Below are 15,556 nucleotides of genomic sequence, written 5' to 3'. Positions count from 1 at the left end.
ATGAAAAACATAAAAAAAATAAATAAAAAAAAAGAAATTAAATTAACAGCAAAAGAGAAAAAAAAAATTAAAAAAGAAAAAAAAAATTATAAAAATAAAAATTCAGTGATAATAGAAGCATTAAAAATCGTACAAGAAGAAAGAAATTGGATTTCTGATGAAATTATAATTGCTATATCAAAAGAAATTGGAGTATCGTATAATGATATAGAAGAAATTGCAACTTTCTATAGTCAAATTTTTAGAAAACCTGTAGGTAAACATATTATAAAATTCTGCGACAGTGTAGTATGCTATATTAATGGATATAAAAATATTCAAAAAAAAATTGAATATCATTTAAAAATCAAACCAGGAAATACAACAAAAGATAATTTATTTACACTATTACCAATATGTTGTTTAGGTAATTGTAATTTCAGTCCTACAATTATGATAGATAAAGATATATATGGCCCAGTAAGTACAAATTCAATCATTCAAATATTGGATAAATATTTATGAAATTTAAAAAAAAAAATAATCAAACTCATCCATTAACATGGCGTATACGTAAAGATAAAAAACCAATATGGATTGAAGAATATTGTAAAAAAAAAGGATATAAAATAGCTGAAGAAACATTAAATAATATGAACTCTAAAGAAATTATATTAATAATTAAAAATTCAGAATTAAAAGGAAGAGGTGGAGGAGGCTTTCCAACAGGTATAAAATGGGAATTAATGTCAAAAGTTAATATTTCTAAAGATAAATATATAATATGCAATGCGGATGAAATGGAACCTGGTTCATATAAAGATAAATTACTTATAGAACAACTACCTCACCTGCTAATTGAAAGTATTATTATTGCCGCATTCGCATTAAAAGCACAACAAGGCTATATATTTTTAAGAGGAGAATATATTAAAGCTAATATAAATTTACAAAAAGCAATCAAAGAAGCAATAAATGCTGGATTTATTGGAAATAAAATATTTAATACAAAATTTAATTTTAAACTTAATATTCATACAGGAGCTGGAAGATATATTTGTGGTGAAGAAACTGCTTTATTAAATTCATTAGAAGGTAAAAGAGCTATACCAAGACATAAACCTCCATTTCCTGCATTAGTCGGATTTCTTGGAAAACCTACATGTATAAATAATGTAGAAACATTATGTAATATACCTGGAATAATCAAATATGGACCAGAATGGTACAAAGGGTTATCTAAAAGTAATGATTATGGTACTAAAATAATGGGATTTTCAGGAAAAGTAAATAATCCAGGTGTTTGGGAAATGCCATTTGGAACAACAGCAAGAGAAATTTTAGAAAAATATGCTAAAGGAATGTGTAAAAAAGTAAAATTAAAAGCATGGCAACCAGGAGGAGCAAGTACAGCATTATTAACAGAAAAACATTTAGATACTCCAATGGATTTTACTAATATACTTAAAATAGGAAGTCGACTAGGAACAGGAGTGGCATTAGCTATAGACGATAAAATAAATATTTTATCATTAATAAAAAATATAGAAAAATTCTTTTCTAGAGAATCATGCGGATGGTGTACTCCATGTAGAGATGGTTTACCATGGATAGTAAAAATATTAAACAAATTAGAAAAAAAACAAGGAAATAAAAAAGATATAAAAATTCTCAGAGATTTATGTTCACATATTAAAAATGGAACAACATTCTGTGCTCATGCAATTGGAGCTATAACTCCATTACAAAGTGCAATGAAAATTTTCTATCAAGAATTCAAATATAGTCTAAAATAAATAAATTTTTATAATGAAAATGACGTTTTGGGTTAAAAAATGACAATAAATCTATATATAGATAAAAAAAAATATAAAATAAAAGAAAAAAATAATAATTTATTACAAATATGTTTATCATTAGGTTTCAATATACCATACTTTTGTTGGCATCCAGAAATGGGAAGTGTAGGATCTTGTAGGCAATGTGCAATTAAAAAATATCAAAATTATGAAGATAAAGATGGTCAAATAGTTATGGCATGCATGACATCAGTAACTGACGATACATTTATAACAATAAATGATAAAGAAAGTAAAAAATTTAGAAAATTCATAATAGAATTATTAATGATAAATCATCCCCATGATTGTCCAATATGTGAAGAAGGTGGTAATTGTCATTTACAAGATATGACTGTAATAACTAAACATAAATCAAGAAGATATAATTTTAAAAAAAGAACATATTATAATCAATACCTAGGACCCTTTATATCTCATGAAATGAATAGATGTATTACATGTTATAGATGTGTAAGATATTATAAAGAATATGCACAAGGTAATGATTTTGGAGTATTTGGAATAAGTAATAATATCTATTTCGGCAGAACAAAAGAAGGAATGTTAAAAAATGAATTTTCTGGTAATTTAATAGAGATATGTCCTACCGGGGTCTTTACAGATAAAATAAATTCAAATAATTATGCTAGAAAATGGGATACACAATTTTCTCCTAGTATATGCCAACAATGCAGTGTTGGGTGCAACATTAGTATTGGAGAAAGATACGGTAAATTAATCAAAGTAGATAATAGATATAACAACGAAATAAATAATTATTTTTTATGTGATAAAGGAAGATTTGGACATGGATACGTCAATAATAACAAAAGACCAAAATATATATTTATTAAAAAAAATAATAAATTATTGAAAATAAAAAAAAATAAAGCATTAGAAATAATTAAAAACATGATGATAAAATATAATAAAATAATTGGTATAGGTTCAACAAGAGCAAGTACTGAAAGTAATTTTATATTAAAAACATTAGTAGGGAAAAAAAATTTTTCAACAGGTATGACAAAAGAAGAAGAAGAAACAAACAAATTAATATTAAAGATATTATGTAATAGTAATATAAATATTCCATCCTTAAAAAATATAGAAAAATATGATGTTATATGTATATTTGGTGAAGATATAACACAAACATCCCCATGTATTGCTTTAGCAGTTAGACAAGCAATTAAAAATACTATGAATAATTTATTAAAAAAAATAAATATAGAAAAATGGCATAATATTGCTAGATCTAATATTAAACAAAAAAAAATAAATGATCTATTCATAACCTCTATCAATAAAACAAAATTAAATGATATTTCTAAATGGTCTTATTATGGATCAATTGAAGATCAAACACGTTTTATATTTTCAATAGCAAATAAATTAAACAAAAATTCACCACCTGTACTAAACTTAAATGTTGAATTAATTAAAAAATCCAATTATATAGCAAACAAATTAATACATGCAAAAAATCCATTAATTATTTCTGGTAATCAATTAGGAAGTATAGAAATGATACAAGCTGTAAGTAATTTAATAAAAGCATTAAAAATAGTAAATTCTAATACTGGAACAATATTATTACCATCAGATGTAAACAGTATGGGAGTTTCATTGATAGGAGGAATATCTTTAAACAAGACTTTAAAAAAAATAAAAGATAATAATAATATTATTATAATAATTATGGAAAACGACCTATATTATAGATTATCAAAAAAAAATATAAACAATATTTTCAAAAAAAGAGATAATATAATATTAATTGATCACCAATTTACAAAATTTACTAAACATGCAAAAATTATTTTACCAGCAACAACATTCGCTGAAAGTACAGGAACAGTAATTAATTATGAAGGAAGAAACCAACGTTTTTTTAAATTATTTGAACCAAAATTTTATGATTCTGATAATTTAATGCTAGAAAGTTGGAAATGGGTAAAAAAATTACAAAACATTTTTAATAAAAAAAATAATTTTAAAACAGATGAAATAATAAATGAATGTTATAAAAAAACTATAAAATTAAAAAATATAAAAAATGCTGCTCAATCATCATCGTTTAGAATATATGGACAAAAATTAGCACGTTCTCCACAACGTTATAGTGGACGTACAGCCTTGCAAACAAATTTAAATGTACATGAAAAAAGTCAACCTAAAGATAAAGATACAATGTTCAATTTTTCTATGGAAGGATATTATAAGTTAAATATAAAAAATTTACAAACACCATTTATCTGGAGTCCAGGATGGAATTCAAATCAAGCATTATATAAAACAATAAAAGAAAATCAAAAACCTAAAAAAAAATTCAAAAATTATTTATATTTTCTAAAAACAAAAAACATTAATTGGTTTAATAAAATACCTGAAAAAGATATTAAAAAAAAAAATAAATTAAAAATATACCCATTTTATACAATATGGGGATCTGAAGAATTAACAAAATATTTCACAAAAATAAATAAATATATAAATAAAAAATATATAATATTAAATATATGTGATGCAAAAAAATTAAAATTAAATAATGGTGATCTAGTAGAACTACATTATCATGATACATATTCAAATCTAATAATTAAAATTTCAAGTTATGTTAAAAAAGGATATATAGGATTACCATTAGGAAAAAAAACACTACCACTATCTTTAAATCATAAAAAAATCAATATAAACGATTTACGGAAAATCTAAGATGTTTTTGTTAAAATCAAATATTATAGAAAAAATACATATAATAAAAAACCTAACAATTTTATTAACAATTATAATATCAAGTGCATTTCTTAGTTTTATTGAAAGACGAATTTTAGCAATCTTACAAAATAGATATGGACCTAATCAAGTTGGTTGGGAAGGAACATTACAAGTATTAGCAGATATGATAAAAATGCTTTTCAAAGAAGATTGGATACCACCCTTTAGTAAAAAAATATTATTTGTAATATCACCAATAATTGCATTTATATTACCAATAATAATAGTTTCGATAATACCATTTAATGAAAATTCATCAATTATGAATATTGATATTGGTATATTATTTTTTATAATGATTACAAGCTTATCAGTATATCCAATATTGTTAGCAGGAATATCAAGTAATAGTAAATATCCATTATTAGGATCTATTAGATCAATAGCACAAACATTAAGTTATGAAATATTCTTAAGTACATCCATTATGGGAGTAATTGCTAAATCAAAAACATTAAATATGTTAGAAATAGTACACAATCAAAAACATTTATGGAATATAGTTCCACAATTTTTCGGATTTATAACATTCATAATAGCTTCTATTGCAATATGTCATAGACATCCATTTGACCAACCAGAATCTGAACAAGAATTATCAGATGGATACCGTATAGAATACTCTGGTATGAAATTTGCATTATTCTTTTTAGGGGAATACATTAATATAATTAGTATGTCATTTATGATAGTATCAATATTTCTTGGCGGGTGGTATGGATTAAATTTTTTATCACCAACAATATGTATTGTTTTAAAAACATTTTTTTGTACAATAATATTCATCATAATTAGAGCATCTTTACCTAGACCAAGATTTGATCAAATAATAGAATTTGGTTGGATGTTTTGTTTACCACTAACATTATTAAACTTAATAATTACATCAATAATAATCTTATATAAATAAAAAAATCAAATGAAAATAAAAAAAATTATAATAACTATTATTACATGTTTAAAAAGTATATTGATAATATTTAAAAATATATTTTCCAAACCTGAAACAATAAAATATCCATTTGAAAAAATAAATTTATCAACACGTTACAGAGGGAGAATCATATTAACAAGAAATAAAAAAGGAAATGAAAGATGTGTTGCATGTAATTTATGTTCCGCAGTATGTCCAGTAAGTTGTATAGCATTACAAAAAAAACAAAAAAAAGATGGTAGATGGTATCCAAAATTTTTTCGTATAAACTTTTCAAGATGTATTTTTTGTGGTTTTTGTGAAGAAGCATGTCCTACTCAAGCAATACAATTAATTCCAGATGTAGAATTATCAGAATATAAAAGATCTGACCTAATATATGAAAAAAATGATTTATTAACATTAAATACAGGTAAATATAAAAAATATGATTTCTATAAAATTGCAGGAATACAAACAAAAAATAAAAAAAAGGGTGAAGCTTTAAATGAAAATAAACCAATTGATGTAAAAAAAATATTACCTTAAAGAGATTTTAAATATGAGAACAATCTTCTATATCTGTATATTAATTACTATAATTAATATTATATGCACAATAATGAATACAAATCCAATAAACTCACTAATTCATTTAATAATATCGTTAATGAGCATATCAGGATTATTTTTTTTGATTAATGCTAATTTCATTGGAGCTATAGAAATAATTATATATGCTGGAGCAATAATGGTATTATTCATTTTTGTAATAATGATGCTTAACCCTAATAAATTTACAAAAAAAAAAGAAAAAGAATGGTCATCAAATAAACTCATGATAATAATATCAATATCATTATCTATATCTATAATATTTATTATTAATAAATTATTAAATAATAAATATTATTACATAGATATAATTAAAACAAATATTAAAGATATAGGTATTATATTTTTTAATAAATATATCTTAATTATTGAATTATCTTCAATAATGCTATTATCAGCATTATTAGTATCCCTTTATATTAATAACGAACATTAAAAATAAAAATATTATACAAAAAAAATATGATTAATTTAAAATATATATTAATAATATCATCAATATTATTTTGGATGGGTTTGATAACAACAATATGCAGAAGAAATATTTTCTATATATTAATAGGTATAGAAATAATGATTAATAGTTCAGCAATAAATTTTATAATTGCAGATGGCTATTGGCATAATATTGATGGACAAATCATATATATAATTATAATAAGCATAGCAGCAGCAGAAATAAGTATAGGATTAAGCTTATTAATGAGAATGTATAATAGATTTAAAACACTAGATATAAATTGTCTAAAAGAGTTAGATAAATGAAAATTCTGTCAATAATAATTATATCACCATTAATTAGTTCAATATTAATTATGATATTAAATAAAAAATATTCAAAAAACATTATCCCCCTATTAGGGATAGGATCAATATTAATATCTACTATAATAACTTTATATAATTTAATATATTTTAAAAATCATGAAAAAAATATATATATACAAAAATTATGGAAATTAATGACAATAAAAAATTATCATATAAACATAAATTTATTAATAGATAATCTATCAATAAATATGTTAGTAATGATTACATCTATTTCCTTATTAATACATATTTTCTCTAAATGGTATATGAAAGAAGAAAAATACCTTAAAAGATACTTCGCACTAATGAACTTTTTTGTATTTAATATGATTATATTAGTTCTAACTGATAATTTAATAACTATATTTTTTGGATGGGAAGGGGTTGGAATATGTTCCTATTTATTAATAGGTTTTTATCATAAAAACTATAAAAATGTAAAAGCTGCAATGAAAGCATTTATAATTACAAAAATTGGCAGTATATGTTTAATAATATCTATTTTAATTATATATAAAACATTTGGAACTTTAAATATATTGAAAATTAAAACATTAGCTTTAGAATATTCTAATTATAATAATAAGAATATAAAATTAATGAATTTATTACTTTTAATAGCTGCAATAAGCAAATCAGCACAAGTACCATTACATACATGGTTATTAAATGCAATGGTAGGACCTACACCAGTATCAGCTTTAATACATGCTGCAACTATGGTAACTGCTGGAATTTATCTTATATTAAGAACACATACATTATTTATATTAACTCCAAAAATTTTTAACCTAATAGGAATTATAGGTGGAATAACAATAATTTCATCAGGTTTATCAGCAATAAAAGAAAAAAATATTAAAAAAATACTAGCATATTCTACAATTAGTCAGTTAGGATATATTTTTATAATGATAAGTACAAGATGTTGGAATACAGCCACATTACATTTAATGAACCATGCATATTTTAAATCATTATTATTTCTTGCAACAGGAAGTATTATAACGATTTTACAAAACGAACAAAATATTTTAAAAATGGGTGGATTATATAAAAAAATTCCATTAATTTATTTATATTTTTTAATAGGGGGAGCTTCATTACTAGGTATTCCTATAATTACTTCTGGAGGATATAGTAAAAATATAATTTTATCAAATTTATTAATAAATAATAATAATATATTAATATTAATTGGACTAATCGGTATTTTATTGACTACCATTTATACAACCAGATTAATTACTAAAATTTTTCACGGAAATAACTATTATAAATTAAAAGAAATAAAAATAAATAATTTATTTCATAATATACCCTTAATTATATTAACAATATTATCAACATCCATAGGAGGAATATTAACAATTTATTTAAATAAAATTAAATATAAGAACATAATTATATTAGAAATAATAAGTATTATTATAATAATTACAGGATCTATAATTACATTAAAATTACAACATTATGGAAAAAAAAATAAACAAAAAAAAGATAAAATTAAAAATATATTAAAATATTTATTTATTACTGAAAAAATAGACAATTTATATAAAATAATATTAATAAAACCATTCAATAAATTAATACTATATATAAAAAAAGATCCATTAAATGAAATAATATTATTTACAAAAAAAACAACATATTATATTAGTAATTCAATCGAATTTCTTTCTAATGACAATATTAGATGGTACATTACTACAATAACTATTAGTGGAATAATTATTATATCATTTATATTAATAGATATATAATATTAACAAATTTATTATAATTTAAATAATTAAACAAATAAAAATAATAATAATATTTAAGGATTAAAATAACGATGCTACTTGTATGGATAATAATAATTCCATTTATAGGAAGTATAATATGTTGGCATAGTCAATATCTAAATAAAAACATTCCAAAATGGTTAGCTCTTTTTATTAATATAATATTGATAATATTATCAATAAAAATTTATCAACACATTAATTTTAATCAAAAATCGTTTTTAATTAATAAAATACCTGTATGGGATATAGAATTTTGTACAAAATGGATAAATAGATTCAATATAAATATACATTTTGCAGTAGATCAATTATCATCATTGATGATCCTACTAACAAATTTACTAGGTATAATAACTATTATAATATCATGGAATAATATAAATAAATACCCTGGTCTATTTTATTTTAATATAATATTAATTATTACATCAACAATAGGAATACTTTTATCAATAGATATGATTTTATTTTTATTCTTTTGGGAATTAATATCAGTACCAATATTTATTTTAATAATAGTATGGGGAGATAAAAACATAAAAAAAAGAATCCAAAATGCTATAAATTTCTTTATTTACACACAAATTTCAGGAATAATATTATTATGTAGCATTATAATGCTGTCTTATATTAATTATAAAAATACAGATATATGGAGTTTTAATTATAATACTTTATTAAAAGTACATATGTCTAAAATAACAGAAAATATATTAATGCTGGGATTTTTAGTATCTTTCTTAATAAAAGCACCTATAATACCCATACATAAATGGATGATTGATACACATATCAGCAATCCAACAAATAGTACAGTAGATATCATAGGATTTTTGTTAAAAATTCCTTTATATGGAATTTTAAGATTTAATATATCTCTATTTCATGAAGCTATGAGTAATTTTTCAACAATAATATCATATTTATTAATTGTTAGTATGTTTTACAGTTCTTTGATGGCATTAGCACAAAAAAACCTTAAGAAACTTATTACATACAATCTTATAATGCATACAAAATTTGTATTAATAGCTATATGTAATATTAATAAATTTATATACCCAGGAATAATAATATATATTATATCTAATATATTATCAACATTAGCACTATTTATATTATGTAAACAGATACATGAACATTTAAGTACCTTCAACATAGAAAAAATGGGTGGATTATGGAAAGAAAAAAAAATATTTCCTATAATAACATTATTTTTCATATTAGCAAATATAGGATTACCAGGAACTGGTAACTTTATAGGAGAAATAATAATTTTATTAGGTATTTTTAAAAAATCATTAATAATATCAATATTAATGTCATTAAATTTATTATTTTCCTCTATATATTCATTAATAATTTTACAAAAAATATTTTATGGAAAGAAAAAAAAATTAATAAAAGTTCAAAAAATAAATTTTAAGATATTAAGTATAAACATTTTCTTAATTATAACCACATTGTTAATAGGTCTATACCCAGAAATCATTCTGAAAGAAATAAAATACAAAACAAATAATATTAACTATTATATTGAAAATAAATAAACTTTATATGAAATACATTTTTGAATCATTAAATATAATATTACCAATATCTATTATAATTGGAACATTAATTACTATTATGATATTAACAATAATAGGAATAAAAAAACAAGAAAGTTATTTTTTAACTATAATATCAATATCAACATTAATATTATTTTTAATATTTAATATAAACAATAAAATAAATCAATTAACAACATTACTATATGTAAATAAACATACCATAATATATACATTAATCACATTAGTAGGAAGTTTATCAACATGTATATATGCAAAACAATGGATAAATGAAAATAATAAAGATAAAAATGAATTTTATATATTTATACTAATTTCATCTTTAGGAAATATAATTATAATAAATACAAATAATTTATTATCTTTTTTAGTAGGAATTGAGTTGATATCAATACCCACCACAGGATTAATAGGATATCCATTAAAAAAAAATTCTTCTCTAAAAGCTGCAATAAAATATAAAATATTAGCTAGCATATCATTATCATTCATAATTTTTGGAATATCATTAATTTATATAACAACAGGAAATATTACATATAATATAATAATGCAATTAATAATAAATAAACCATTAGCAATCATTGGTTTTTCTATGATTTTAGTTGGTTTAGGATTTAAATTATCAACTACTCCATTTCATTTATGGATATCGGATGTATATAAGGGATCATCTATTCCAACAATAAATTTTCTAAATACAACAAACAAAATAGCTTATTTTTACGCAACTTATAATCTAATTTTAAACACATTTATTATAAATATTCATTCAATAAAAATAATATTAGAAATAATGACATATTTATCAATAATTTTAGGAAATTTAATGGCATTATTACAAAAAAATATAAAAAAGCTATTCGCATATACATCTATAACTCACATAGGTAATTTATTATTAGTAATAATAAATTCAAAAAATATTTTATCATTTGAAACTTCAATTATATACATTATAAGTTATTTATTAAATTCTACCGGGATATTTGGTATAATAAATTTATTATATAATAAAATAAAAGATAAAAAAGAAAATTATCCTATAAATTATATAAAAGGAATATTCTGGGAAAATAAAACATATGCCCTGATGCTAACTATAACAATATTATCATTCGCAGGGTTTCCAACAACAGTAGGTTTTATAAGTAAATTTTATATAATGATGTTGACTATTACTTCTCATTTATGGTGGTTAACAATTTTGATAATATTTAGCAATATTATTGGAATATGTTATTATTTACATATTATTAAAATAATATTTTGTAAAAAACAAAATATTGAAAATATAATAAAAATAAATAAAAATGAAAAATTACAAAAAATATTAATATATTTATCTATAATTTTTATTGTATTTATAGGAATATATCCTCAATCAATAATTAATATAATAAGAACTAATATATAAACTAAAAAATAAAAAATAATATTTATATTATATTTTTAATATACTTAATAAATTAGATTTAACATTTACAACATCTAAATTTAAACAAACTTTTCTTAATAAACTATCATTATGATGTAATATATTATGAAAATCATATTTCTTATCATACATAAGAGTACTACCTCTATACAAACTATCAGTCAAAACTTCTACATATACATCTTTAACATCAAACCATTTATCTTCAATTAAATAAGAAATTACTATAGGATCATGCAATACCATTCCATCAAAAAATTTTTTATTTCTATAAAACGACATATAACAACGAGATAAATCGATTAAAAAATTATTATTTAAAGATAATAAATCATCTTCTGTTATAACAATTTTATGTGTAACATCTAAAGGTACAACTACAATAGGTAATTTTGATAAAAAAATTAATTGAGCTGCATGAGGATCAGACCATACATTAAATTCACTATTACATGTTATATTACCAAAACAACCATCAGTACCAAAAGCTCCCCCCATTATAATCAAAAACTTAATCTTAGATACCAATTCAGGACATTTTTTAATAACTGTAGCAATATTAGTCAAAGGACCTAAAGCAACTAAAATTATTTCATGAGGATTATCATTTATACTATCAATAATAAATTCTAAAGCATCATAAGCAACATAATTGACATAATCATTAAATATATCACCTAAACCATTATTACCATGAATATTAATAGAATCATCAAATGAATTATTATATACAAGTGAATTTGAACAACCTTTATAAATAGGTACATCTATATCAAATTTTTTAGAAAATAAGACAGCATTATTAGTAACCTGATTTATATTAGTGTTACCAAAAACTGTAGTAATACCTAAAATATTTTGAGTTTTATAAGCTAATAATAAAGCAAAAGCATCATCAATTCCAATATCTGTATCAAAAATAATTTTATTCATGTTTTAAATAAAGCATTGTAAATTAAAATACACAAATATTATAACAAAAAAATATTTTATTTGAAATAATAAAAGTATAAAATATATAATTTCTTATATAAAATAATAAATTAAAATCCTATATCATATAGATATAATTTTTAAAAATATATGGAGGAATGGTCGAGTGGTTTATGGCAGCGGTCTTGAAAACCGCAGACGATTAAAATCGTTCGAGAGTTCGAATCTCTCTTCCTCCGTAAAATAAAAAAAAAAAAATATAAAAAAATTAAAAGGAAACTTTATTAACTTATAAAAAAAATATACTTTAATAATGAAATTTTTTAAGTTAAATAATATTTTATATAATTAATATTATTAATATACTCAAAAATATAATATTTATATATTATCTATTAATTAATATGCCCGAAGGTGGAATCGAACCACCGACACGGGGATTTTCAATCCCCTGCTCTACCAACTGAGCTATCCGGGCAATATAAAAATAATTTTGAAATATATAAATTTAAACCTTAAAATATTATAAAAAAAATAATAAAAAACAAAATAAAACATAAATAAAATACTACAATATTTAAAAAAGAAATTAAATTAAAATATGTAAAAAAATAAAATATAAAAAAATAAAATATAATCAATTATCCAATTAATCAATTTTAAAATAAATTATCACACAACTATAATTAAGTAAATGTTTTATAGATAGGGAAAAAAGATGGAAATTTTTTTTACAATATTGATAATGACATTAGTAGTATCACTTTCCGGTATTGTTTCTAAAATTATCCCATTTAAAATACCTTTACCATTGATGCAAATAACAGCAGGAGCATTATTAGCATGGCCTAAATTTGGACTGCATGTAGATTTTGATCCAGAACTATTCTTAGTACTATTTATTCCACCATTATTATTTGTAGACGGACTAAAAACACCAATTAATGAATTTTTAAATAATGGAAGAGAAATAATAGCATTAGCATTGATATTGGTAATAATAACAGTTATAGGTATAGGATATTTAATTTCTTGGATAACCCCAGGAATATCATTAACACCTGCATTTGCATTAGCAGCAGTACTTTCACCTACAGATGCAGTAGCATTATCAGGAATATTGGGTAAAAGGAAAATACCTAAAAAAATAATGACTATACTAAATGGTGAAGCACTCATGAATGATGCATCTGGATTAGTATCATTAAAATTTTCAGTTGCAGTAGCAACGGGGTCAATGATTTTTACAATACCAGAAGCAATATTAGAATTTCTAAAAATAGCTATAGGAGGATTATTATCCGGAATAATAGTATGCAAAACATATGGTAAATTATTAAAATTATTCAGAAAATGGAGTGGTGATGATACAGCAACACAAACAATATTATTACTTTTATTACCATTTACCTCATATTTAATAGCAGAACATTTAGGAGTATCAGGTATTTTAGCATCTGTAGCATCAGGTATGACTATAAATAAATTTAATATTTTACGTCAAGCACCATTAACAATGAGATTAAGAGCTAAGGGTGTATGGCAAATGCTAGAATTTGTATTTAATGGAATAGTATTTCTTATGTTAGGTTTACAATTACCAGATATTATACAAATATCAATAATAGAAGCAAAAAAAGATCCTAACGTACAATTATGGATTTTACTATGTGATATAATTATTATATACATATCATTGATAATAGTAAGATTTATATGGTTGTGGGTAATGAAACATGCAAGTATATTTTTATTAAAAAAACATCCATTAGCTTTTACTAATTACAGTAATCGTGAACTATTAATTACATCTTTTGCTGGTGTTTGCGGTGCTATAACTTTAGCTGGAATATTATCAATACCATTATATCTTAATAATGGATCAGTTTTTCCTGCTAGATATGAACTTATATTTATTGCAACCGGGGTAATTTTATTTTCATTAATAATAGGAGTTATATTTTTACCAATAATGCTTAAAGGAATCGATGGAATTAATAAAATAAATTATTATAAAGAATTACAATTAGCAAAAGCAAAAATGGCAGATTTAGCAATAGAAAGCCTATATAAAATAGAAGAAACTTTGATTAAAGAAAACACAGATAATATAGATACAGAATTACTAAAAGAAGTTAATACTAAAATAATTGGTAATATTAGAAATAAAATAAATACTCATAATGATTTAAAACAAGCACAATTTAAAGAGAATTTAGAAAAAAGATTAAGACTGGTAGCTTTAAGAGCTGAAAGAACTGAATTATACCATATGAGAGCAACAAAAAAAATTAGCAACGAAATTATGTTAAAATTATCCCATGATTTAGATTTAATGGAAGCATTATTAACAGATATAGAAGAATAAAATAATATTTATATAATTGAAAAAAAACAGAAAGATATAAAATAATTAATTACTATTAATAAATTATTTTAAAAAATACAAAAATATTAAATATTTAATTAATAATATTATTTAATTAATTAAAATAATACAAAATCAATAATAGAATATCTTGATTTTATCATTAAAATTGTTAAAATAAAAAATTTAAACAATAAAATTTTATATTTAATGGAATACATATTAATTATATTAGTTATTTTGAGTTTAAAAAAAATTATACTTAATAAATATAAGATCAATATTAAAAAAATATTTATTTTAAAAATTAAAATATTCTATACATAAAAACATATAATTTTTCTTTAAAAAATATTGAAAAAAAACAAAAAAATAAAAATACATAATAAAAATTCATGATATGTAAAAATATTGATAAAATATAATAAATAATTATTAGGCTTGTAGCTCATTAGGCAGAGCACACCCCTGATAAGGGTGAGGTAGGTGGTTCAAATCCACTCAAGCCTAC

The 15,556-nt window shown here is 21.4% G+C and carries 12 protein-coding genes and 3 tRNA genes; 13 read left to right on the top strand and 2 right to left on the bottom strand.

From position 1 onward, the window contains the following. From nuoE to C9I82_RS02150, 10 genes are all read left to right on the top strand, one after another. Positions 1-504, top strand: a complete 504-nt coding sequence (nuoE, locus tag C9I82_RS02195) for an NADH-quinone oxidoreductase subunit NuoE (protein WP_115956206.1) — start codon at positions 1-3, stop codon at positions 502-504. Beyond that, positions 501-1,775 carry an NADH-quinone oxidoreductase subunit NuoF gene (nuoF, locus tag C9I82_RS02190; protein ID WP_115956205.1) on the top strand — a complete coding sequence of 425 codons (1,275 nt, stop codon included), beginning with the start codon at positions 501-503 and terminating at the stop codon, positions 1,773-1,775. The genes nuoE and nuoF overlap by 4 nt, the downstream gene beginning before the upstream one ends. A 39-nt stretch (positions 1,776-1,814) precedes the next feature. Next, positions 1,815-4,535, top strand: a complete 2,721-nt coding sequence (nuoG, locus tag C9I82_RS02185) for an NADH-quinone oxidoreductase subunit NuoG (RefSeq protein WP_115956204.1) — start codon at positions 1,815-1,817, stop codon at positions 4,533-4,535. Between the two features lies 1 nt (position 4,536). After that, positions 4,537-5,508: an NADH-quinone oxidoreductase subunit NuoH gene (gene nuoH, locus C9I82_RS02180; RefSeq protein WP_115956203.1), complete on the top strand. Its 972-nt coding sequence runs from the start codon at positions 4,537-4,539 to the stop codon at positions 5,506-5,508. A gap of 9 nt (positions 5,509-5,517) precedes the next feature. Beyond that, on the top strand, positions 5,518-6,060 hold the full coding sequence (gene nuoI / locus C9I82_RS02175) for an NADH-quinone oxidoreductase subunit NuoI (RefSeq protein WP_115956202.1): 543 nt from the start codon (positions 5,518-5,520) through the stop codon (positions 6,058-6,060). Between the two features lie 73 nt (positions 6,061-6,133). Further along, on the top strand, positions 6,134-6,562 hold the full coding sequence (locus C9I82_RS02170) for an NADH-quinone oxidoreductase subunit J family protein (RefSeq protein ID WP_162859737.1): 429 nt from the start codon (positions 6,134-6,136) through the stop codon (positions 6,560-6,562). A 26-nt stretch (positions 6,563-6,588) separates the two neighbouring features. After that, entirely contained in the window at positions 6,589-6,891 is a 303-nt protein-coding gene (gene nuoK / locus C9I82_RS02165; protein ID WP_115956200.1) for an NADH-quinone oxidoreductase subunit NuoK, read from the top strand. Next, complete coding sequence (nuoL, locus tag C9I82_RS02160) at positions 6,888-8,705, top strand: NADH-quinone oxidoreductase subunit L (protein ID WP_115956199.1); 1,818 nt, start codon at positions 6,888-6,890, stop codon at positions 8,703-8,705. Before nuoK ends, nuoL begins: the two co-directional genes overlap by 4 nt. A gap of 74 nt (positions 8,706-8,779) precedes the next feature. After that, positions 8,780-10,282, top strand: coding sequence for a complex I subunit 4 family protein (locus C9I82_RS02155; RefSeq protein WP_115956198.1), 1,503 nt, complete (start codon positions 8,780-8,782; stop codon positions 10,280-10,282). A gap of 7 nt (positions 10,283-10,289) precedes the next feature. Then, complete coding sequence (locus C9I82_RS02150; protein WP_162859736.1) at positions 10,290-11,723, top strand: NADH-quinone oxidoreductase subunit N; 1,434 nt, start codon at positions 10,290-10,292, stop codon at positions 11,721-11,723. 27 nt (positions 11,724-11,750) lie between these two features. Here C9I82_RS02150 and C9I82_RS02145 read toward each other — a convergent pair whose 3' ends face one another. Next, positions 11,751-12,677 (bottom strand): nucleoside hydrolase, encoded by a 927-nt coding sequence (locus C9I82_RS02145; protein ID WP_115956196.1) that lies wholly within the window; start codon positions 12,675-12,677, stop codon positions 11,751-11,753. A 152-nt stretch (positions 12,678-12,829) separates the two neighbouring features. On the opposite strand from C9I82_RS02145, the gene C9I82_RS02140 reads away from it, so the two are divergent. Continuing rightward, positions 12,830-12,916 (top strand) — tRNA-Ser (locus C9I82_RS02140). Positions 12,917-13,082: 166 nt separating this feature from the next. On the opposite strand, the gene C9I82_RS02135 is transcribed toward C9I82_RS02140, so the two are convergent. Continuing rightward, a tRNA-Phe gene (locus tag C9I82_RS02135) sits at positions 13,083-13,155 on the bottom strand. A gap of 240 nt (positions 13,156-13,395) precedes the next feature. Here C9I82_RS02135 and C9I82_RS02130 point away from each other — a divergent pair. Both C9I82_RS02130 and C9I82_RS02125 read left to right on the top strand, forming a co-directional pair. After that, the gene (locus tag C9I82_RS02130; protein WP_115956195.1) at positions 13,396-15,045 is read left to right on the top strand and encodes a Na+/H+ antiporter; all 1,650 of its coding nucleotides are present in this window, start codon (positions 13,396-13,398) and stop codon (positions 15,043-15,045) included. Between the two features lie 437 nt (positions 15,046-15,482). Further along, positions 15,483-15,555: transfer RNA gene (locus tag C9I82_RS02125), tRNA-Ile, on the top strand. Position 15,556: the final 1 nt, after the last annotated feature.

This window comes from Candidatus Purcelliella pentastirinorum, assembly GCF_003391335.1.
Taxonomy (GTDB): Bacteria; Pseudomonadota; Gammaproteobacteria; order Enterobacterales; family Enterobacteriaceae; genus Purcelliella; species Purcelliella pentastirinorum.
This window is presented reverse-complemented; position numbering and strand designations above follow the sequence as displayed.

Coding starts and splice junctions, on each gene's coding strand:
- nuoE (WP_115956206.1), top strand. CDS start 1: ATGAAAAACATAAAAAAAATAAATAAAAAAAAAGAAATTAAATTAACA.
- nuoF (WP_115956205.1), top strand. CDS start 501: ATGAAATTTAAAAAAAAAAATAATCAAACTCATCCATTAACATGGCGT.
- nuoG (WP_115956204.1), top strand. CDS start 1,815: ATGACAATAAATCTATATATAGATAAAAAAAAATATAAAATAAAAGAA.
- nuoH (WP_115956203.1), top strand. CDS start 4,537: ATGTTTTTGTTAAAATCAAATATTATAGAAAAAATACATATAATAAAA.
- nuoI (WP_115956202.1), top strand. CDS start 5,518: ATGAAAATAAAAAAAATTATAATAACTATTATTACATGTTTAAAAAGT.
- C9I82_RS02170 (WP_162859737.1), top strand. CDS start 6,134: ATGAATACAAATCCAATAAACTCACTAATTCATTTAATAATATCGTTA.
- nuoK (WP_115956200.1), top strand. CDS start 6,589: ATGATTAATTTAAAATATATATTAATAATATCATCAATATTATTTTGG.
- nuoL (WP_115956199.1), top strand. CDS start 6,888: ATGAAAATTCTGTCAATAATAATTATATCACCATTAATTAGTTCAATA.
- C9I82_RS02155 (WP_115956198.1), top strand. CDS start 8,780: ATGCTACTTGTATGGATAATAATAATTCCATTTATAGGAAGTATAATA.
- C9I82_RS02150 (WP_162859736.1), top strand. CDS start 10,290: ATGAAATACATTTTTGAATCATTAAATATAATATTACCAATATCTATT.
- C9I82_RS02145 (WP_115956196.1), bottom strand. CDS start 12,677: ATGAATAAAATTATTTTTGATACAGATATTGGAATTGATGATGCTTTT.
- C9I82_RS02130 (WP_115956195.1), top strand. CDS start 13,396: ATGGAAATTTTTTTTACAATATTGATAATGACATTAGTAGTATCACTT.